The organism is Streptomyces sp. NPDC059743, assembly GCF_042732975.1.
GTDB lineage: Bacteria > Actinomycetota > Actinomycetes > Streptomycetales > Streptomycetaceae > Streptomyces.
Genome location: NZ_JBHWGS010000002.1, coordinates 82,041 through 102,162, shown reverse-complemented (window position 1 = coordinate 102,162; position 20,122 = coordinate 82,041). Strand labels below are relative to the sequence as shown.

The 20,122-nt window shown below is 72.1% G+C and carries 15 protein-coding genes; 10 read left to right on the top strand and 5 right to left on the bottom strand.

All coding sequences use genetic code 11. The features are described from left to right. Positions 1 to 18: 18 nt before the first annotated feature. Entirely contained in the window at positions 19 to 3,213 is a 3,195-nt protein-coding gene (locus ACFV6H_RS03575) for a sacsin N-terminal ATP-binding-like domain-containing protein (RefSeq protein WP_385538157.1), read from the bottom strand. Positions 3,214 to 3,655: 442 nt separating this feature from the next. On the opposite strand from ACFV6H_RS03575, the gene ACFV6H_RS03570 reads away from it, so the two are divergent. After that, positions 3,656 to 4,057 carry a hypothetical protein gene (locus ACFV6H_RS03570; protein ID WP_384779156.1) on the top strand — a complete coding sequence of 134 codons (402 nt, stop codon included), beginning with the start codon at positions 3,656 to 3,658 and terminating at the stop codon, positions 4,055 to 4,057. A 133-nt stretch (positions 4,058 to 4,190) separates the two neighbouring features. On the opposite strand, the gene ACFV6H_RS03565 is transcribed toward ACFV6H_RS03570, so the two are convergent. Continuing rightward, complete coding sequence (locus tag ACFV6H_RS03565; RefSeq protein WP_385538153.1) at positions 4,191 to 5,195, bottom strand: DUF3027 domain-containing protein; 1,005 nt, start codon at positions 5,193 to 5,195, stop codon at positions 4,191 to 4,193. Positions 5,196 to 5,799: 604 nt separating this feature from the next. Between ACFV6H_RS03565 and ACFV6H_RS03560 the strand changes: the two genes are divergently transcribed. The 4 genes from ACFV6H_RS03560 (at position 5,800) to ACFV6H_RS03545 (ending at position 9,612) form a co-directional block, all read left to right on the top strand. Further along, positions 5,800 to 7,197 (top strand): MFS transporter, encoded by a 1,398-nt coding sequence (locus tag ACFV6H_RS03560; RefSeq protein ID WP_385538150.1) that lies wholly within the window; start codon positions 5,800 to 5,802, stop codon positions 7,195 to 7,197. A 214-nt stretch (positions 7,198 to 7,411) separates the two neighbouring features. Further along, entirely contained in the window at positions 7,412 to 7,891 is a 480-nt protein-coding gene (locus tag ACFV6H_RS03555; protein ID WP_385538147.1) for a DUF2771 domain-containing protein, read from the top strand. An 84-nt stretch (positions 7,892 to 7,975) separates the two neighbouring features. Beyond that, entirely contained in the window at positions 7,976 to 8,764 is a 789-nt protein-coding gene (locus ACFV6H_RS03550) for a futalosine hydrolase (RefSeq protein ID WP_385538144.1), read from the top strand. Further along, the gene (locus ACFV6H_RS03545; protein WP_384779143.1) at positions 8,761 to 9,612 is read left to right on the top strand and encodes a 1,4-dihydroxy-6-naphthoate synthase; all 852 of its coding nucleotides are present in this window, start codon (positions 8,761 to 8,763) and stop codon (positions 9,610 to 9,612) included. The genes ACFV6H_RS03550 and ACFV6H_RS03545 overlap by 4 nt, the downstream gene beginning before the upstream one ends. A 66-nt stretch (positions 9,613 to 9,678) precedes the next feature. Here ACFV6H_RS03545 and ACFV6H_RS03540 read toward each other — a convergent pair whose 3' ends face one another. Then, positions 9,679 to 10,062: a cold-shock protein gene (locus tag ACFV6H_RS03540; RefSeq protein WP_384779140.1), complete on the bottom strand. Its 384-nt coding sequence runs from the start codon at positions 10,060 to 10,062 to the stop codon at positions 9,679 to 9,681. A 302-nt stretch (positions 10,063 to 10,364) separates the two neighbouring features. On the opposite strand from ACFV6H_RS03540, the gene ACFV6H_RS03535 reads away from it, so the two are divergent. Beyond that, positions 10,365 to 10,601: a hypothetical protein gene (locus ACFV6H_RS03535; RefSeq protein WP_385538932.1), complete on the top strand. Its 237-nt coding sequence runs from the start codon at positions 10,365 to 10,367 to the stop codon at positions 10,599 to 10,601. On the opposite strand, the gene ACFV6H_RS03530 is transcribed toward ACFV6H_RS03535, so the two are convergent. Then, complete coding sequence (locus tag ACFV6H_RS03530) at positions 10,568 to 11,233, bottom strand: HAD family hydrolase (protein WP_385538141.1); 666 nt, start codon at positions 11,231 to 11,233, stop codon at positions 10,568 to 10,570. The genes ACFV6H_RS03535 and ACFV6H_RS03530 overlap by 34 nt on opposite strands. A gap of 207 nt (positions 11,234 to 11,440) precedes the next feature. Here ACFV6H_RS03530 and ACFV6H_RS03525 point away from each other — a divergent pair, with 207 nt between their 5' ends. Genes ACFV6H_RS03525 through ACFV6H_RS03515 form a run of 3 tightly spaced genes read left to right on the top strand, consistent with a single transcriptional unit; the run spans position 11,441 to position 14,396 of the window. Then, a complete protein-coding gene (locus tag ACFV6H_RS03525) occupies positions 11,441 to 12,475 on the top strand; it encodes a FecCD family ABC transporter permease (protein ID WP_385538138.1) in 1,035 nt (344 codons plus the stop codon). Then, positions 12,472 to 13,599, top strand: a complete 1,128-nt coding sequence (locus ACFV6H_RS03520) for a FecCD family ABC transporter permease (RefSeq protein WP_385538135.1) — start codon at positions 12,472 to 12,474, stop codon at positions 13,597 to 13,599. Before ACFV6H_RS03525 ends, ACFV6H_RS03520 begins: the two co-directional genes overlap by 4 nt. Continuing rightward, the gene (locus tag ACFV6H_RS03515; protein ID WP_385538132.1) at positions 13,596 to 14,396 is read left to right on the top strand and encodes an ABC transporter ATP-binding protein; all 801 of its coding nucleotides are present in this window, start codon (positions 13,596 to 13,598) and stop codon (positions 14,394 to 14,396) included. The genes ACFV6H_RS03520 and ACFV6H_RS03515 overlap by 4 nt, the downstream gene beginning before the upstream one ends. Before the next feature lie 1,662 nt (positions 14,397 to 16,058). On the opposite strand, the gene ACFV6H_RS03510 is transcribed toward ACFV6H_RS03515, so the two are convergent. Further along, positions 16,059 to 17,108, bottom strand: a complete 1,050-nt coding sequence (locus tag ACFV6H_RS03510) for a hypothetical protein (protein WP_385538129.1) — start codon at positions 17,106 to 17,108, stop codon at positions 16,059 to 16,061. A gap of 230 nt (positions 17,109 to 17,338) precedes the next feature. Here ACFV6H_RS03510 and ACFV6H_RS03505 point away from each other — a divergent pair, with 230 nt between their 5' ends. Then, entirely contained in the window at positions 17,339 to 20,086 is a 2,748-nt protein-coding gene (locus ACFV6H_RS03505) for a helicase C-terminal domain-containing protein (RefSeq protein ID WP_385538126.1), read from the top strand. Positions 20,087 to 20,122 lie beyond the last annotated feature (36 nt).

Sequence of the window (20,122 nt, the reverse complement as noted above, 5' to 3'; positions counted from 1 at the left end):
TACCTTTGAAGACAGGCCCTAGTCGAACCACCTGTCCCGCGCCAGTTCCTCCGTCCGGGACGGGTCCTCCAGCAGCGCCGCCACCTCGAAGCGCCGTGGCCACTGGCCCGCCGCCCAGGCGAGTCCCGCCGCCACGCCCTCCAGCGTCGCCGCGTGCACCACTCCGTCCGGTGTCCGGCGCCAGTCCAACTCGGCGCCGCCCGCGAGCAGTTCCTCGTGCTCCACGTACGCCTCGGGCGTGCCCGCGCCGAGCAGGACATGGACCGACTCCGGGACCGTGTGCTCCTCGCCCTCCGTGGTCACCTCCGCCACGACCGCCTCGCTCAGCCGCCGTACCTGGAGCAGCTCGGCAAGCTCCGCGAACCGCGTCGGTGACACCGGCAGCAGCGGCAGCCCGCCCGTCAGCGGCAGCAGATCGGGAGCGTCCGCGACCACCGCCTCCGCCGCGTCGACCACTCGTACCTCGCCGTCCACGACGGCCCGCAGCTCGTCCGGGAGCGTCACCTGTTCCGGGTCGAGATCGGCGAGGGCCGTGTAGAGGGCGTGCAACTGCTGCGGTGTGACCTCGCGGTCCGGATCGGCGAGCCGGCCGAGCAGCTCCGCCGCGCCGCCGGGCTCGTCCAGCAGCGCGGCGACCGAGGTCCGTACGCCCAGCGCCCGCAGCACCTGCGCGTCGTCGAAGCCCGTCGCGTCCACCGAGTCGTACAGCCCGGCCAGCAGCGGATCGCCGCCCGCGGAGCGCAGTCCGGCCGGGCGCCGGCCGTCCAGTACGGGATGGTCGCGCAGCCACCACGCGGTGTACGAACGTACGGTCTCCGTCGTGCCGTCGGGCAGCAGGATCCGTACGGACTGCGTCAGCGCGTCCCGCAGCGGCGGCCGGGCCAGCAGGGCGAGCGCCTGCGGCCAGGCGTCGTCGTCCACCAGGTCCAGGTCCCGTACGGCCACGATCTCCGTGGCGACCGGCGGCACCGGCGTCTCGGGCAGCCGGTCGAGGACGTCCTCGCACCAGACGTCCACCGCGTCCAGCAGACCCGCGTCGTCGGGCTCGGCGAAGTCGCCGTCGCGGGGCTCCAGTTCGTCGGGATCGAGGACGACGTCCGTGGCGCGTACGAGCGCGAAGTTGGCCAGTACGCCACAGGCGGCGAGCGGCTGTTCGCCCCAGCGCTCGGCCAACTCGGCGTCACAGAAGGCGAGTTCGTCCTCGCGCAGGACGGCGGCGAACGGGCTGCCGGGCAGGACGAGTTCACCGGCGGGAGCCAGTTCGCCGTCCTCGTCGGTCAGGGCGAGCGCGCCGAGCCACGGTTCGTCGCCCGCCTCAAGTCCCGCGTCCCGTACGAGACCGAGCACGATCTCGGCCAGTTCCTCGGCGTCCGGAGTGGCGGCCTCCTCGTCCCAGATCTCGCCCGCGTCCAGCGAGGCGGCGACGGCGGTGCGTACCTGAGGCGTCGTCAGTACGGCGCGAGGAGTGGCGGGCAGCGCGCCCAGCTTCTCCAGCAGCGGATGGGCGGCCTCGGGATGCGCGACCTTCAGTCCCAGCCTGGCGAGATCCGCGGCGGCCTCGGCGTCGGGCAGCGGCAGCAGGACCTGGCGCGGGCCGATGGTGGTACGGCCGTTGGCCAGCGGCACCGGCAGCCCGGAGAGCCGCTCGGGATCGACGCCCGCGAGCGACTCGTACAGCCGCCACCACCACGCGGGCGGTCGCTCGACACCGGCGATCCGCTCGATGGCCTCGCCGAGCGGGAGCCGGCCGACGCCCAGGGTGCGCAGCTCGGTGCGGCGTTCGAGGCCGGCGGGCAGCAGGGTGGGCAGTACTTCGGCGAGTACGCGTACGGTGTCGGCGCCCGCGCCTTCGACGACCTCGGCTTCGAAGGGCCGGAGGGCGGTGGGTGCTTCGTTCGCTTCTTCGTCCGAAGCCGACGGGGCGGGCGCGGTTTCCGAGGTCGCCGGGGCCTGCGAGGCTGCCGACGCGAGGAAGGCGACCCGTGGCAGCCGTTCCAGGATCGCGGCGCGCAGCCGACCGTCCAGCTCGCCCTTGCCGAGCGGTCCCGGCACCAGGTCGATGGTCCCGGTGGAGACGGGCGCCCAGCCGCCGAGCAGCTCGGCGTACGCGTCGGCCGCCTTCTCCACCAGGAAGTCGGTGAGCGGTCCGGGCGCGGGATGGCGCCGGGTGGTGTCCAGCGGCAGCGAGGCGATCAGCAGGGCGGGCACGCCGAGAGGCTCGTCGGTCGGGGTCGGCGCGTGTACGACGGGTGCGGTGCGGGGCCGCCCGGGAGCGCCCTCGGCGTCCACGGGAACGGCCCAGGTGACCGACCAGTGCGGGCGCAGCCGCTCCTCCAGAGGCCGCCCTTCGAGGAGGCCGGGCGCGGTGGGACCGTGGTGGCTGACGACGCGCCAGCGGTTGCGGCCGGCACTGTCCTCGATACCGTCCTTGACACCGACGTCCTCGATGTCGACGTACGGTCCGTGCTGCGAGCGGCGCAGCACGCGCTCACCGCCGTCCGGTGTCTCGACGACGATCTCGGTGAGCCCGGAGAGAGTCAGCAGCAGGGCATCGTCGATCCCGGCGAGGAGCCGCTCCACGAGATCGGCCGCGGTGCCGTCGCGCAGCGGCAGGATGACGACGGTGTCGTATCCGTCCGGCGCCGTGCCCTCGGCGGGCAGAGGCAGCCGCAGCAGCGGTACGTGGCCCTCGCGGCGGCGCAGTTCGTCGCCGAGGCCCGGGCTTGTCGCGGCGGCCTGCCCGGCCAGCTCGCGGGCCTCGGCGAGGGACCAGCGGACACCGCCGTGGCGTCCGATGACGGCCGGCTCGTCGCTGACGGCGAGCACGGCGGCGAATCCGACACCGAACCGTCCGACAGCGGCCTCGTGGCCCTCGCGCTTGGCGGAGGCGCGCAGGGTGCTGAGCGACTCGACACCGGCGGCGTCGAGCGGAGCACCGGTATTGGCGGCCACCAGCACGGCGGGGCTGTCGGCGGTACCGGGCCGCAGAGTCAGCCGGAACCGTCCGGGCACTCCGGCACGCGCGGCGGCGTCGGCGGCGTTCTGGGCCAGCTCGACCACGAGCCGGTCGCGGTACCCGCCGAGCGCGAGATCCTCCTCGGCGTTGGCGTCCTCCCGGAACCGCGCGGGACTGGCCCCCCACGCATCAAGCACCCCACGCCGCAGCCGCGCCGTCCCGAACGGGTCGGCGCCCTCGGTCGTCCTGACGCTCACGCTGTGACTCCACTCTGCTCCGACTACGCCCCACCATCCCCGTGCGGCCCGAAGGTACCGCGTACCCCCCTACCCAGGGGTGCGGGGTCGCCTCCGGCGACGGGAGCAAGCCACGCGCCCGAGCCGCGCTGCCGAGCGGCACGGTCGACTCGGACGAGTCGCGCTCCTGTCGTTGTGCTCCTGTCGTTGTTATTCGTAAACAGAACCGTCTTGACGAGAATTCGCCAACCGTTCGGGTGAATCTCCATTCGGGCAGGGCCGCGCGATGAAACGACTCTTCCTAAGGATGGCAACGAATCAAGGTGATCGACAATTCATCGGCGATTACGGAACGTAATGGCGACCGTCTTGATCCGATATCGCGACGCCGGGATCCTCGATTTCGTCTCGGGGATTCGTCCGGCAGAAGTGCCGGGCGAACCGAGGCCTGGAAGGGAATGAAATGAAGATTCTCAAATCTCTGGGCGTGCTCCTGGCCGGCGCGGTGCTCGCTCTCGGTATCGGCGGCGGGCTTGCGCCGGTGGCGTACGCCGCTGACGCGCCGGGCGGCGCGGGATACTCGGCGGCGGATCTCGCCACCGGGCGGACGACGAGCGGGACGGTCGCCGGGTCGGCCGGGCACGAGAGAGAAGTGCCGCCGCAGGAGGCTTCGCTGAGCTGCTGGGATCCGTACTTCTCGGGTTCCACGTTCGCCGTCTCCTGCTCCGGCAACCGCTACTACGTCTATGTCGACTGCTCGAACGGTTATCGGTACGTCGTCGGCCCGCTGGCCGGGGCCAAGCGCGTCACGATCACCTGTCCCGGCGGCTACCGCGCATTGCGAGGTGGTGGATACGGAAGCTGATTTCGCTGGAACATCGTTCACGGGTGTTTGACCATTCGCCCTGCCGGAATCTCTCCGGCAGGGCGAGTCGGTATTCGCCCACAGCCTTCGCCCGCGCCGCCGTCGCCCTGGCCGTCGGCTCCTGGCCGTCGGCTTACGAGTGGCCCAGATCTTCCGTTTCGTCCTCCGGCTCCGCCGACACCGAGCCGCTGTCCGGGGACGGCCGCAGCGGGAAGGTGTCCGCGGCCATCGAGTCCAGTACGGGCGGCGCCGGGCGCAGCGGCTTGGGCATGACCGCCGCCTCCGAGTGGCCGCCGCAGCCGTACGCCAGCGAGACGACATGGCCGTCCGCCGGCGAGAACTCGTTCGCGCAGACGCCGAAGGCCTGGCGCAGCGAGCCCGCCAGCGGCAGCAGGAAGCCGCAGGAGACACAGGGCGCGGGCGCCGCCTGGGCCATGGGAGTCTTCGCGCCGAACGACTCGTCCCAGCGGTCGGCCGCCACATGCAGCCCGTACCGCGACAGCACACGCGCCCGGCGCATGCCCAGTTCCTCGGCGACCGACGCGATCGAGCCACGCGCGGGTACGGGGGAGACTCCCTCGGGGCCCTCCGTCTCGGCCACGCCCGCGGTCCCGGCAGTCCCCGCGGCCCCGACCCCGGCGGTCAGATCCTCCGTCGGCTCCGCGTCCTCCGCCTCCACGAGATCCGCGAGGTTCTGCGGAGTCACCGCGTCCGGAGCCAGCACCGAATTCGGCGGCGGCACGTCCTCGCCCGAGTAGCCGGGCTCCAGCCGCAGGTCCTCCGCCTCCGTGGGCAGCAGATCGCCAGGACCCATGTCGCCGGGCCTGAGCCGCTCGCTCCAGGGCACCCACTCCGGCGCCAGCAGGGCGTCGGGGCCCGGCAGCAGCACCGTTTCGTCCAGCGTGACGACCTTGGCGCGGGAGGCCCGCGCGACCGTCACCGCCCAGCGCCAGCCCCGGTATCCCGGCTCCTTGCACTCGAAGAAGTGGGTGACGACCCGGTCCCCGTCCGCCACCGCCGAGACATGCTCCCCGACGACCCCGGGCGCGGCTGCCTCCTCGGCGGCCGTCCTGGCGAGGTCTACCGCCTCGACGCACAGGCGGTCAGGGGTACGGCTTCGCGTCGTCGCAGCACTCACAGGTCTCGCTTCTCTCCTACGCCGTATCACGGGTGCGCCGGCCGATTCGCGATGTACGAGCCGCGGGCGGAGCGGACCAGAGGGCCGCATCGACGTCCGCGCCCGACCTCTCCTCGGGCACACCTACCGTTATCCATTCTGCGGGATGACGAAGAGGCGCGCGGCCGAGAACAACCGCCGGTGGCGCGCTACGCACGCTACCCCCTCTGCCGCCCCCCGCCCACCTGCACGCCGCCTTTCCCGCACTTCGGGCAACACCGCAACAAGGCCGTGACCCTGCGAGATCCGGCCTGTGACGGGTTCGGAACCCGCCAGGAATCCACCGGGAATCCGCCAAGAACCCGCCGCGAACCGGCTTCGGATCCCTCCCGGGACCCCCGGGACCCTCCCGGATCCGCCCCGAATCAACCTGGATCGGCCCGGATCGGCCCCGGGACGGAGCCGGAAGCAGGCCAGGACCTGCCCGCGCCCGGGCTCGGACCCGCCCCGGACCTGCCCGCGACCGGCCCGTAATCCGTCGCGCCGGCCACCACCCGGTGAACTCCTTCCCACCCGCCGATGTCGCGCCCCGGCTCGTCCTTCATGGCGCCGTCACGGCCCCGTCATGCCCGGGTTCGGTTCGCACCAGGGAGCCTTGGGGCACTATGACGGGGTGGCAGCCGCAAGGTCGTCCGACGACGCAGCCGGCCCGCTCCGCAGGACCGGGCGGGCCCTCGGCCATGCCGTGCGCCTGCCGGTCACCGGCACCGCCAGAACCATCCGCAAGGCCACGCACGCGCACGGCGCGGGCGAGTCCGGACTCGGCAAGCTGATCGAGCTGCACGCCGTGAACGGCGCCGGCGATGTCATGATCACCGTCGCGCTCGCCTCGACCGTCTTCTTCTCCGTACCGACCGACGAGGCCCGGGGCCGCGTCGCGCTCTACCTCGCCATCACCATGGCGCCCTTCACCCTCCTCGCCCCGGTCATCGGCCCGCTCCTCGACCACCTTCCGCACGGCCGCCGCGCCGCCATGGCCTGCGCCATGTTCACCAGGGCCGCGCTCGCCATCCTCATGTCGGCCGCCGTCATCACCGGCAGTCTGGAGCTGTATCCGGCGGCGCTCGGTGTGCTGGTCGCGTCGAAGGCGTACGGAGTGATCCGCAGCGCGGTCGTGCCCCGGCTGCTGCCACCGCGCTTCTCGCTGGTACGGGCCAACTCCCGCGTCACGCTCGCCGGGCTGCTCGCCACCGGAGTCGCCGCGCCGATCGGTGCCGGGCTGCACCAGATCGGTCCCAAGTGGCCGCTCTACGGCGCCTGTCTGGTCTTCCTCGGCGGAACGTTCCTGGCGTTCTCGCTGCCGCACAAGGTCGACTCGGCGAAGGGCGAACGCAAGGCCCGGCTGGCCAAGCGCGGCGAGAAACGGCCCAGTCTCCGTACGGTCGGTCCCTCCGTCCTGCACGGTCTCCAGGCGAACGCGTCCCACCGCGCGCTCTCCGGCTTCCTGATCTTCTTCCTCGCCTTTCTGCTGCGCGAGCAGCCGCTCCCGGGCCAGACGGCCGCCGTCTCCCTCGGCATCGTGGGCGTCGCGGCCGGTGCGGGCAACGCGCTGGGTACGGCGCTGGGCGCATGGCTCAAGGCCCGTGGCCCCGAGCTGATCATCGCCACGATGCTGGCCATCGCCCTCAGCACGGCAATTCTCGCGGCGCTGTTCTTCGGCGGTCCGCTGATGGCTCTGCTGTGCGCGGTCGCCGGGCTCTGCCAGGCGCTGTCGAAGCTGTCCCTGGACGCGGTGATCCAGCGGGACGTGCCGGAACAGGTACGGACCTCGGCCTTCGCGCGCTCCGAGACGCTGCTCCAGATGTCCTGGGTGGTGGGCGGCGCGATCGGGATCGCGCTGCCGCTCAACGGAGTGCTGGGCATGTCCGTCGCCGCCGCCATCATCGGCGTCGGAGCGCTCTTCGCGGCGCGCGGACTGCTGACGGTGGCCAGACACGGCACGCCGCATCCCCGCGTGGCCTGACGTCCCATCCCCGCGTGGCCTGAGGAATGGCGCAAGGCACCAGACATCAGGCCCCAGGTCCCGGGCGCCGAGCAGCCCCGGGCAGCCCCAAGCACCACCAGCCGCACCACCAGCCCCAGGACCCAGCGCCGCCGCTCCCGTACGCCGCGTGACCAGGTGCGGCTCGCCGTACCCCCTGGCGGCCCGTGCCGGTACGACCGATAGCCTTCGCCCCATGACCGTTGCGTTCTTCTCTGGTAGGGCCCGCAGGGCCGGCGTCGTCCTCGGTGCTGTGTCCGCCGGACTCCTCGTCCTCGCCGCCTGTGACAAGCCGACGCCGCTCGCGACCGTGACGATCGGCGACAACTCGGTCAACACCGAGGCCGCCTGCTACAACGACGGCAAGGCGATCAAGCAGACCGAGATCCAGCCCTGCCTCAACAAGAAGCCGGAGAAGACCGTCGAGGTCTCCATGGACGACCAGGTCCACTTCGGTGTCGACCCGACGATCGCCGAGCACGGCTGGACGCTCTTCATCGACGGTCAGCAGGCCGAGCAGGAGCCGTACAAGAAGACGTACCGTACGATCCCCGGCAGCGCGTTCTTCTCCAGCCAGACCGGCGAGCCCACCAGCGCCACACAGGTCAGCATCGTGGAGGCCAGCGGCAAGGAACTGATCGGGATCTGGCAGTTCGAGTTCAAGAAGGCGTCCTGACGTCCTGACGCCCTGACCCCACCGCGCTCCTGATCCCACCGCGTCCCGCCCTCGCCCCCGCACCTGCCCCTGGAGGCTCCCGCCATGCGTGTGCTTGTCGTAACGGCGGTGGCGGCGGAGGCGGACTCCGTCGCCGCGGGACTCGACCGGTTCGCCGGCAGCGGTGTCCGTGAACTGACCGGTGGCTACGAGATCACGGGCCACGCCCAGTACATGCCCAGGCCCGGCTCCGTGCAGATACCGGTCGTGGACGTCCTGGCCGGCGGAGTCGGCCCGACGGCCGCCGCGGTCGCCACGGCGACGGCGCTGGCGGCCTCTCCGTACGATCCTCCGTACCATCTCGTCATCTCGGCCGGTATCGGCGGCGGCTTCCGGCACCGCGCGCCGGTCGGCTCGCTCGTCGTCGCGGACAGGATCGTCGCGGCCGACCTCGGCGCCGAGAGCGCCGACGGCTATCTGCCGGTCGAGGAGCTGGGCTTCGGCCGCAGCGTCCACCGGCCTCCGGCGGAGCTGACCGCCCGTATCGCCAAGCTCCTGGACGCCGCTCCGGCGGACGGAACCACCGACGGAGACGGAACCACTCTGCGAAGCAGGACGCTCCTCGCGCCCGTCCTCACCGTCTCCACCGCGACCGGCACCGCCGCCCGCGCCGCCGAGCTGACCGCGCGCCATCCGCTCGCCGCGGCCGAGGCGATGGAGGGCTTCGGTGTCGCGGAGGCCGCCGCCGTCCACTCCGTACCATGTGTCGAGATCCGCGCCGTCTCCAACGCCGTTGGACCGCGCGACCGCGACTCCTGGGAGATCGGCCGGGCCCTGGAAGCGCTGCGGTACGCGTTCACGCTGCTCACCCCAGTCTTCGAGGAGCCGTCATGACCGCCGTACAGCCGCTGCGGATCGCCTACTCGCCCTGCCCCAACGACACCTTCGTCTTCGAGGCCTGGGCCCATGGCCGGGTGACCGGCGCGCCGGACATCGATGTCACCTTCGCGGACATCGACATCACCAACGGCATGGCGGAGCGCGGTGAGTTGGACGTGCTCAAGGTCTCGTACGCCGTGCTGCCCTGGGTCCTGGACGAGTACACACTGCTGCCGTGCGGCGGCGCGCTGGGCCGCGGCTGCGGTCCGCTCGTACTGACCCGGGAGCCGGGCACCGATCTGACCGGCAGGACCATCGCCGTGCCGAGCGAGCGCTCCACGGCCTATCTGCTCTTCCGGCTGTGGGCGGCGGATGTCGTCCCGGGCGGAGTGGGCGAGGTGGTCGTCCTGCCGTTCAACGAGATCATGCCGGCGGTACGGGACGGCAAGGTGGACGCCGGACTCGTCATCCACGAGGCGCGTTTCACCTATCAGGATTACGGTCTGCACTGCCTTGCCGACATGGGCGAGCACTGGGAGTCCACGACGGGCCTGCCGATCCCGCTGGGCGCGATCATCGCGAAGCGCTCGCTGGGCACCGAGGCGCTCCAGCTGCTGGCGGAGTCGGTACGCAGGTCGGTCCGGATGGCGTGGGACGATCCGGAGGCCTCGCGCCCGTATGTCCTGGAGCACTCCCAGGAGATGGATCCGGCGGTGGCGGACCAGCACATCGGCCTGTACGTCAACGAGTTCACCGCGGACCTGGGCGTCGACGGCTATGCGGCCGTACGCGGACTGCTCACGCGTGCCGCGGCCGAGGGACTCGTACCGCCCCTCGGCCGTGACGCGTTGCGTTTCGTCTGATTGCGTTTCGTCTGATCGCGTTTTATCCGATCCGACCGATTTCCTGTGTCACACGTCTTTCCTGTGTCACACGTCCAACTGGTCCGCGACCGCCCGCAGAAGGCTCGCGATCTGCGCGCCGTGGACCTTGTCGGGATAGCGGCCACGCTCCAGCATCGGTGTGATGTTCTCCAGCAGCGTCGTCAGATCCTGGACGATCGAGGCCAGTTCGTCGGGCTTGCGGCGCTGGGCCGCCGCGACCGAGGGGGTCGGGTCGAGGATCGTCACCGAAAGCGCCTGGTCACCGCGCTGGCCTGCGACCACGCCGAACTCCACGCGCTGGCCCGGCTTGAGCGCGTCGACTCCGGCAGGGAGGACCGTTGAGTGCACGAAGACGTCGCCGCCGTCGTCACGGGAGAGAAAGCCGAAGCCCTTCTCGCTGTTGAACCACTTGACCTTGCCGGTAGGCACGTCTGTCCTCGTCCTCGTACTCGTTGGGGCGCTGGCGCGCACAAAAACGGCTCTGGATAGCACTACAGCGGGTCGACAGACCCGCCACCCCCAAGGCTAATGGTCCAGGGGCTGGTGACAAGACGTCGCCGGATGGTTCCTGTCCGCTGCTGTCCGCTGGGAACTACCCTGGTGAGGTGACTGCTACTCCTGCACCCCGCACACCACTCGGCACCGCATCCACCTCAGTACCTGGCGCCGTACCCACCGCCACACTCGGCGCCACGCCCCGCACCACGGACGAGGCCGGGCCCGGCGACGGACTGGTCCGTATCGGCGCGATCGTCTTCATCGTCGGCGCGATCGCGACGCTGGTCACCGTGGCACCGCTGTTCCTCGGGACCGAGCCGTTCCCGTCCGTCGCGTATGCCGTCTGCATGCTGATGGGCGTGGGCTTCCTGATCGCGGGCGCGGGCGTGCTGCGGTCGATCGCGGCGCAGCGCCGTCAGGCGAAGTCGGCGGGCCGTCAGGACAGGTCGGCGGCCTCCACCGTCGCATAGCTCGCGTAACCCTCCAGCCAGGCCGGGAACGCGGTCAGGTCCGGCAGGATCACATCCGCTCCGGCCGCCCGCAGTTCCTCCTCGTCGCACGGTCCGGTCGGTACGGCGACGGAGAGCGCGTCGGCCGTACGCGCGCCGCGCACATCGCCGACGTGGTCGCCCACGTACACCGTCGCGCCGTGTTCGCGCAGGGCCACGGCCTTGGCCTCCGCCCACAGCCATCCGACGACCTCGTCCGGCTCGATACCGAGGTGGCTCAGATGGAGTCTGGCGTTGGGCTCGTGCTTGGCGGTGACGACGACCGCCCGGCCGCCGAGCGCCTGTACGGCGGCGACGGCCTCGCGGGCGCCGGGCATCGCGGGCGTCGGCGCGATGGCGATTGTGGGATAGATCTCCTTGTACCGGTCGCCCACCTCCTCGATCCGGTCCTCGGGAAACCAGTGCGCCAGCTCCTCTTCGAGCGGCGGCCCGAGCCGGGTGATCGCGAGATCGGCGTCGATCCGCACTCCGGTCTCGGCGGAAAGTGCCAGGTAGACGGCGTGGATACCAGGACGCGAGTCGATGAGCGTCATATCGAGGTCGAAGCCGACGGTGGGTGCGTGCCGAGCCGTGGAGGAAGCCATGGGAGCCATTGTGCCCAGGCGGGCGGTGTACGGGCCGGGCTCGGGCCGTATGCGGGCCGGGCCCCGCGGGTGGCTTGATTCGGGTGCTTAGACTTAGTCAAGCCTAACCAGCCGTACCGGCTGTTCCGCGACGTGTTTCGTTCGTCCCGCCTGCCCTGCCCGTCCAGCCCGTCCTGCCCGTACGCGTCCCGCCCGTACCCGTTCCGATTGGTCCCGATGTCAGCCGCCGCCCTGCCGGTCCACAGCGCCAGACGTGCCCTGGTCGCCCGCCGTATCGGCTGGACGGCGGCTGCCGTCGCGGCCTTGCTGCTCGCGGTCCTGCTGAGCCTCGCCGTCGGCGCGCGCGCCGTCCCTCCCTCCGCCGTCGTCGACGCGCTGCTGCGCGGAGGGCACGGCGACGACGCCGAGGTCGTCCGTCAACTGCGCGTACCGCGCACGCTGATCGGGCTGATGGTCGGCGCGGCGCTCGCGCTCGCCGGCACCGTACTCCAGGGCATCACCCGCAATCCGATCGCCGATCCGGGCATCCTCGGTATCAGCCAGGGCGCCTCCGTCGGTGTCGTACTGGCCATCGCGTTCGCCGGAGTGCACACCCTCAGCGGCTATGTCTGGTACGCGTTCGCGGGCGCGGGCATCGCGTCGGTGGCGGTGTACGCGATCGCCTCCGGCGGGCGCGGCGGCGCGACTCCCGTCAAACTCGCCCTGGGCGGCGCCGCGATCAACGCGCTGCTCGTCTCGGTGACGATGGGCGTACTGACCACCAGCGCGGCGACGCTGGACGAGTTCCGCTTCTGGCAGGTCGGTTCGATCGCGGGCCGGGACACCGAAGTCGTCGGCCAGATCTGGCCGTTCCTGCTCATCGGCACCGTGCTGGTGGTCTCCGTGGCGCGCGGTCTCGACGCGCTGGCGCTCGGCGAGGACATGGCGAAGGGACTGGGCCAGAATGTGGCGGCCGTACGCGTACTGGGCGGCCTCGGCGCGACCGTACTCACCGGCGTGGGCGTCGCGGCGGCGGGACCGATCGCCTTTGTCGGGCTGGCCGTTCCGCATATCGCCCGCGCGATCGTCGGCACGGACCACCGCTGGCTGCTTCCGATGGCCGCGCTGATCGGGCCCGTGATGCTGCTGGTCTCCGATGTGATCGGCCGGATCGTCTTCCCGCCGAGCGAGGTGCCCGCGGGTGTGATGACGGCGCTCCTCGGTGTGCCGTTCCTGGTCGCGCTCGTACGCAGGAAGGCGGTGCCGGCGTGACGGCTCCGACCGTGACGAACACCCGGGCCACCGGCGGCCGGACCGGCGGCGTGCGGCCGGCCGGATACACGCGCGTACGGATCGGCCGTGGCACGTTCCTGCTGCACCGGCGGGCGGCGGCGGTGGCGCTCGCGCTCGCCGTCGCGCTGGCGGCCGTGTGCGTCGCGTATCTGAGCGTCGGCGAGAGCTTCGTACCGCCCTCCGAGGTGGTGAAGGTGCTCGGCGGGCAGCCGTCGGCGGACGAACTCGTCGTCGGCACACTGCGGTTGCCGCGCATGGTGACCGGGCTGTTCGTCGGGCTCGCGTTCGGTGTCGCGGGCGCGCTGATCCAGACCGTCGCCCGCAATCCGCTGGCGAGCCCCGACATCATCGGCATCAGCCAGGGCGCGAGCGCGCTCACGGTCGGTGCGATGACCTTCGGTGTCACCTCGTTCGCCGTGCTGCCGTATCTCTCCGTCGCGGGCGGGATCCTGGCGGCGGCGCTGGTGTACGTGTTCGCCTGGCGCGGCGGGCTGCACGCGACGCGGTTCGTGCTCATCGGGATCGGTTTCGCGATCGCGCTGCGCTCCGTCACCACACTCTTCCTGACCAAGGGCGACTATCTGGTCGCCCAGCAGGCGCAGGTCTGGATGACCGGTTCGCTCAACGGGCGCGGCTGGGACGAGGCCGCGCCGCTCGGGTGGCTGCTGCTGGCGCTGCTGCCCGCGATGCTGTGGGCGGCGTACGCGCAGCGCACGGTGTCGATGGACGACGACACGGCGACCGCGCTGGGTGTACGGCTCGGCCGCGTCCGGCTGGGCCTCGTACTGCTCGGTGTGGTGCTGGCGTCGGTCGCGACGGGCGCGGCGGGCCCGGTGGACTTCGTGGCGCTGCTGGCACCGCAGATCGCCCGGCGGATGACCCGTACCGCGCAGATCCCGTTGCTGTGTTCGGCGCTGCTGGGCGCGGTGATCGTCGTACTGGCCGATCTGCTGGCCCGGAAGCTGCTGTCGCCGACGGAGCTGCCGGTGGGCGTGCTGACGGCGGCGGTGGGCGCGCCGTATCTGATCTGGCTGATCGTCCGGAGCCGTGCGGTGGGCGCGGGTGCGGGCTCGGCGGGTGTACGAAAGGGAGGGACCGTATGAGCAGGCTCATGGCCCGCGAGTTGACGCTCGCGTACGAGGACCGCACGGTCGTGCACGAGCTCGAACTGGCCGTCCCGGACGGGCAGGTGACCGTGATCGTCGGCCCGAACGCCTGCGGCAAGTCGACGACGCTGCGCGCGCTGGGCCGGCTGCTGAAGCCACGCGGCGGCTCGGTGCTGCTGGACGGCGAGGAGCTGGCGAAGATCCCGACGAAGAGCGTCGCCCGGTCGATCGGACTGCTGCCGCAGTCACCGGTCGCGCCGGAGGCGATCACGGTCGCGGACCTGGTCTCGCGCGGACGCCAGCCGCACCAGCACTGGTGGCAGCAGTGGTCGGACGAGGACGAGCGCGCGGTGACCGAGGCGATGGCCCGTACGGCGGTGACGGAGCTCACCGACCGTCCGGTGGACGAACTCTCGGGCGGCCAGCGCCAGCGCGTGTGGATCGCGATGGCCCTGGCCCAGGAGACGGATCTGCTGCTCCTGGACGAACCGACGACCTTCCTGGACATCGCGCACCAGGTGGAGGTCCTCGACCTGGTGCGCCGGCTCAACCACGAGCAGGGCCGTACGGTCGTGATCGTCCTCCACGACCTCAACCAGGCGGCCCGCTACGCCGACCACCTGGTCGCGATGAAGTCGGGCCGCATAGTCGCGGAGGGCACGCCGGGCGAGGTGGTGACGGCGGAGCTGGTACGCGAGGTCTTCGGCCTGAACGCAGTGGTGATCCCGGACCCGGTGACGGGCTCACCACTGGTAATCCCGGGAGCGCCGTTCGGCCGGGGGGCGGGGGCGTAGGGCGGGGTGGCGGGGGCGTAGGGGGGCGGGGTTGTCGGGTGCGGGCCGGTGGGTGGTCTGCGCGGCAGTGGAATGGGGCTTCTGGGCCCGGCTTAGCGTTTGACCGTCGGCTGTTGGTTGAGATTCAGGACCGCTGCTGGGGTGGGGTTGTCGGGTGCGGGTTACGACCGAGAGGTAGTCGGGCCGAACCGGCAGGTCCTGTGCCACGTGGGGGCCGCCCCTTGAGGTTTCAGTTTCGCGACTCCGGGCCGGGCGTCAAGGGCGCTCCTCCGTCGCGTCGCTGCGCGATGACCTCCGGTCACCCTTGACCCCCGACCCTCCATCGCAAGTACAGGCATGGGAGGGGCGGCCCGGGGAGGGGTCCCCGGGGGGGCTCAGTTCCGGGTGCCTGTTTCTTTCCGGCCTGCGGCCCGGTGGGTGGAGTGCGCACCAGTGGAATGGGGCTTCTGGGCCCTGCTTAGCGTCAGACGGCCCGTCTGTCGGTTGGGGTTCAGTCCCGTGTCTGAGCTGTGTGGGTGGTGGGGTGGGTGGGGCTGTCCGGGAGGGAAGTGGGCCCGTGCGGGCCGTCGATACGTCCTGAGGACGGCCTATCGCTACCCAGGACACAAGACCGACCTCAGGGACCCTCAACGGGCAGTCGAACAGGGGCATATGGGGCATCGATCGATGTCCGCCATCCACTCATCCCGACCCGAGGGCCATCCGACGGCCTCTTGCGTCCTGCAGACGCGAGAAGCGGACGGACACCGGCCTGCCGCTCCACCGGGCCCCTGGCCAGGCGGATGGGATGGGCTGATGCCCGGGGTGCCACTCGGACACGAATCTCAGACACGGTCCTGAACCCCAGCAAACAGCGGACGGCCTGACGCTGAGCCGGTGCCGGGCCGCCCCATTCCACTGCCGCGCACTCCACCCACCGGCCCGCAGGCCGGAAAGAGACCGGCACCCATATCTGAGCTCCCCGGGGACCCCTCCCCCGGGCCGCCCCTCCCACCTTCCTTCAGCGGGGGCGGGACGGGGGTCAAGGGTGACCGAAGGTCATCGGCTTGCCGACGCGACGAAGGAGCGCCCTTGACGCCCGGCACGACCCCGCCACAATCAAAAACAGAGGGGCGGCCCCCACGTCACACCAAACCACCCGGCCCACCACAACTACCCCTCGGTCCTGACCCGCAGACAACAACCCCACCCCCACAGCGGTCCTGAACCCCAACCACCCACCGGCCGTTCGCCGCTGAGCCAAGCCCAGAAGCCCCATTCCACTGGTGCGCAGACCAACCACCGGCCCGCAGGCCGGAAAGAAACGGGGCCCACAAGTGAGCTCCCCGGGGACCCCTCCCCCGGGCCGCCCCTCCCATGCCTGCACTTGCGATGGAGGGACGGGAGTCAAGGGTGGGCGCAGCCCATCGCGCAGCGACGCGACGAAGGAGCGCCCTTGACGCCCGGCCCGGAATCGCGAAACTCAAACCTCAAGGGGCAGCCCCCCGTGGCACAGGACCTGCCGGTCCACCACGACTACCTCTCGGTCCTGACCCGCAGACAACGGCCCCACCCTCACAGCGGGACTGAACCCCAACCACCCACCGGCCGTCCGACGCTGAGCCAAGCCCAGAAGCCCCATTCCACTCCTGCGCAGACCACCCACCGGCCGAAGCCAGCCCCCTACCTCCGCCGTGCCCGCCACACCAGGTACAGCGCCGACGTCACCGCCGCTGTGCGGAGTACCACCGGCCAGACCCCTGAGAGCGCTTCCGCCATGCCTGTGTCCGGGATCGGTTCGCCCCAGCGGCCGTCCATGCGGCCCCAGAGCCAGATCAGGCCGCCTGCCGCCGAGATGCCCGGGAGGCCGAAGACCGCCCATTTCGCCTCGGCTCGGGAGAGCGTGCGGGAGGCGTAGGCGAGGAGCCAGCCGCCGGCCAGGGCCAGCCAGGAACCGGCGACCGCGCCCACGACCAGCAGTGCGGCGGCCAGCAGCAGGAACGGATTGGAGAGTCCGGCAGGCTTCGAGCCGCCGCCCTTCGGCCGACCGGACTTCGGACCGTCGGCCTTCTTCGCTCCGCCAGCCTTCTTCGCTCCGTCGCCCTCGGCACCCCCGCGTCGCAGCCGCGTGCGCCAGGCGCGCCAGCCGCTCCGGGCCGTCCCCTCCGCCGCCTCGTCCCCGTCACCGACCTCCTCCGGATCCTCCGGCGGTGGTTTGAGTATCTCCGGGATCTCGATCCCCGCCAGGATTCCCCGGTCGCTCGCGCCCGCGTCCATCGGGCCCAGTTCGATCCGCCACCAGTCCGGCTCGCCGAAGGACGGCGGCCGTGGGCCCGTCCGCTGCTCCGGAAGCACGGGCCCCGGCCCCCGCCCAGACTCCCGCCCCGCCCCCTCCCCCAGGTCCTCCTCCAGCCCCTCCCCCAAGAGCACCGGCTCCGTCCTCCGCTGCTCCGGCACAGCCGGCCGTGGCTCCTCCGGTTCGGCCGCGCCCCGGCGGCGCTCGCCGTCCGACGACGCCGCATCCACCACCGCGTCCGGCGTCCCCAGCCGCCCCAGGATGCGGCGGACGGCCGCCGGGCTGTCCGCGCCCGATCTGCCGCGCTGCCGGTCGATCTCGTTCCGCAGCGTCGACACCAGCCGCATCCGGTCTCCCGACGGGAGCTGCCGCTGCTGCGCCGCGTCCCCGACCCGGCTCAGGTAGTCGTAGACGAGCTGGTCGCTCTCGATCCCCACACAGTCCTCCGCACAAGCGACAAGCGCTCACCGCCACACGCGATGGTGTCGGAGTCATCCCCGAACGTCCACCCCGAACACGCGCGCCGTACGCCCGGTACGGAGAAGGTACGAAGCAGACTCGGCATCACACCCGCCGCCGACCCCGGGCCCCGCGGCGCGGGCGGAGCGCCTCTCAGGGGCTAACGTGGAACGGATGGGGAACCGCGAAGGCTGAGCAGGAGGCGCACGTGCCCGAAGGAACCGGCGGTACGCCACCGCGGACGCTCGCGGAGGCCCTGCGTACCCAGAGCGACGACTCCCTGGCCGCTCTGCTGCGCGCCCGGCCCGATCTGCTCACTCCCGTACCGAGCGATCTCTCGCAGCTCGCGACACGCGCGGGCACCCGTGCCTCCGTCGTACGGGCCCTGGAACGGCTGGACCGATTCACGCTCCAGACCGCGGAGGCCCTGGCCGTCGCGCCCGAGCCCGCGCCGTACGACACGCTCCGCGCGCTGCTGACCGGCGACGAGGGCGACGCGCGGATCGAGGCCGCGCTGCCCGGCGCCGTACGTACACTCCGTGACCGGGCCCTGATCTGGGGCGGTGACGACCGGCTGCGGCTGGTCCGTACCGCCCGTGAGCTCCTCGCGCCGTCGCCCACCCACCCGTCGCCGACCGGTCTCGGACCGACCGTCGCCGAAGCCACCACCGGTATGTCGCCGGGCCGGCTCCAGGAGATCCTGGCCGCCGCCCGGCTGCCCTCCACACACGATCCCGTCTCCGCCGTCGCCTCGCTGACCGCGCTCTTCACCGACCGCACCCGGATGGCCGCCCTGCTCGACACCGCGCCGATGGAGGCGCTGTCGGTGCTGGACCGGCTGGTGTGGGGACCGCCATACGGAGAGGTCACATCGAGCCCGACGCCGCCCGTGCAGTGGCTGCGGGACCGAGGGCTGCTGCTGCCCGCGACCACCCGTACCGTCGTACTGCCGCGCGAGGCCGCGCTGCATCTGCGCGCCGGGCGCGCGCACCGTACGCCGGAGCCCGTCGCGCCCGATGTCGCGCCTCGTACGTCCGACACAGCGGGCGGATCGGCGGGAGGCCTCGCAGGCAGCTCCGCGGGCGGCCTGGCAGGCGGCCCGCTGTCCGGCTCGGCAGGCGCCGGAAACCGTTCACACGTGGTGGACAGTACGGCCGCCGGCCAGGCGTACACCGCGCTCGCCACCATCGAGGAGCTGTCCAAGGACTGGAACGAGGGCGGTCCCAACGTCCTGCGCGCCGGCGGGCTCTCCGTACGCGATCTCAAGCGCACCGCCGCCGCCCTGGACGTCTCCGAGTCCGTGGCCGCCTTCTGGGTCGAACTCGCCTACACGGCAGGGCTGCTGGCCACGGACGGCGAACCGGACGAGCGGTACGCGCCGACGCCCGCGTACGACGACTGGCAAGAACTGTCCTCGCCCGAGCGCTGGGCCCGGCTCGCCACCGCCTGGCTGACGGCGACCCGTACGGCGGGCCTGGTTGGCAGCCAGGACAGCAAGGGCCGTACGCTCGCGGTCCTCGGCCCGGACCTGGACCGCGGCCCGGCGCCCGAGGTACGGCGGCGGATCCTGGAGCTCCTCGCCACGCTCCCCGAGGGCACGGCGCCCGATCCGGAATCGCTGCTGGCCCGGCTGCGCTGGGAGCGTCCGCTGCGCGGCGCGTCCTCCGCCGGGCGGTCGGACGATCTGCGCTCACGGCTCGCGGCCTGGACGCTGAACGAGGCCGAGATGCTGGGCGTCACCGGCCGGGGCGCGATCTCGTCGCACGGCCGGGCGCTGCTGACGCGAATGCCACCAACCTCACCGGTGTCTCCCGACGGCCGTGGCCCGCGCGCGGCGGCTGAAGCAGGTCTCGGCAGCCCGCGCACAGGTGGTGACACAGGTATGGGTATGGGCCCACGCACGGCGGACGACGCCGTACGCACCAGCGGCGTACACACCGGCGCCGAGCTCACCGCCGCCGGGCGCCGTGCCGCCGCCGCGCTCGCGCCGCTGCTGCCGGAGCCGCTCGACCATGTCCTGCTCCAGGCCGATCTCACCGCCGTCGCTCCGGGCCCGCTCCTGCGCCCGCTCGCCGAGCTGCTCTCCATCGCCGCCGATGTCGAGTCCAAGGGCGGCGCGACCGTCTACCGGTTCACACCCGGGTCCGTGCGGCGCGCGCTCGACGCCGGGCAGTCGGCCTCCGATCTGCATGACTTCCTGAGAGCCCACAGCCGTACGCCCGTTCCGCAGCCGCTCGCCTATCTCATCGACGATGTGGCGCGCAAGCACGGCCATCTCCGGGTCGGTTCGGCCTCCGCGTACGTACGCTGCGACGACGAAGCCGTACTGGACGAGATCCTCGCCGACAAGCGGTCGCAGGGCTTGCGGCTGCGCCGTCTCGCGCCGACCGTCCTGTCCGCCCACGCCGATCCCACGACGCTGCTCGACGGGCTGCGCACCATGGGCTTCGCGCCCGCCGCCGAGTCCGCCGAGGGTGATGTGATGATCACCCGCGCCCATGCCCACCGCACTCCGCCCAGGACCGCGCCCGCGCCGGTCCCGGACGGGCCGCCGGTGCCGGACGCGACGCTGCTCGGCGCGGCGGTACGGGCGATCAAGGCGGGAGACCTGGCGGCGACGGTCGTCCGCAAGCCGGTCCAGGTGCCGGAGCCGTCCGCGCCTCTCTCGGCCGCGGCGGTCGCCGCCGCAGCCGCGTCCGCCGCCGCCGGGAACGGCGAACTGCCCCGTACGACCTCGGCCGAGACCCTCGCGACCGTCCAGGCCGCCGCCATGACGGGCTCGGCGGTCTGGATCGGTTACGTCAACGCGGACGGCGCGGCCAGCCAGCGCGTCATCGCTCCGGTGCGGGTGGAGGGCGGCTATGTGACGGCGTACGACCACACCGCGGACGAGGTCCGTACGTATCCGCTGCACCGGATCACCGGAGTCGCCGAACTGGCCGACGACCCGGCGTAGACGGGCGGAGACGGCGCAGCCGACGCAGAAGCCGTC

What these genes read in the sequence shown, in the direction of transcription:
- ACFV6H_RS03570 (WP_384779156.1), top strand. Translation starts at nt 3,656, where the DNA reads ATGAAGATTCTCAAATCTCTGGGCGTGCTCCTGGCCGGCGCGGTGCTC.
- ACFV6H_RS03560 (WP_385538150.1), top strand. Translation starts at nt 5,800, where the DNA reads ATGCCCGGGTTCGGTTCGCACCAGGGAGCCTTGGGGCACTATGACGGG.
- ACFV6H_RS03555 (WP_385538147.1), top strand. Translation starts at nt 7,412, where the DNA reads ATGACCGTTGCGTTCTTCTCTGGTAGGGCCCGCAGGGCCGGCGTCGTC.
- ACFV6H_RS03550 (WP_385538144.1), top strand. Translation starts at nt 7,976, where the DNA reads ATGCGTGTGCTTGTCGTAACGGCGGTGGCGGCGGAGGCGGACTCCGTC.
- ACFV6H_RS03545 (WP_384779143.1), top strand. Translation starts at nt 8,761, where the DNA reads ATGACCGCCGTACAGCCGCTGCGGATCGCCTACTCGCCCTGCCCCAAC.
- ACFV6H_RS03530 (WP_385538141.1), bottom strand. Translation starts at nt 11,233, where the DNA reads ATGGCTCCCATGGCTTCCTCCACGGCTCGGCACGCACCCACCGTCGGC.
- ACFV6H_RS03525 (WP_385538138.1), top strand. Translation starts at nt 11,441, where the DNA reads ATGTCAGCCGCCGCCCTGCCGGTCCACAGCGCCAGACGTGCCCTGGTC.
- ACFV6H_RS03515 (WP_385538132.1), top strand. Translation starts at nt 13,596, where the DNA reads ATGAGCAGGCTCATGGCCCGCGAGTTGACGCTCGCGTACGAGGACCGC.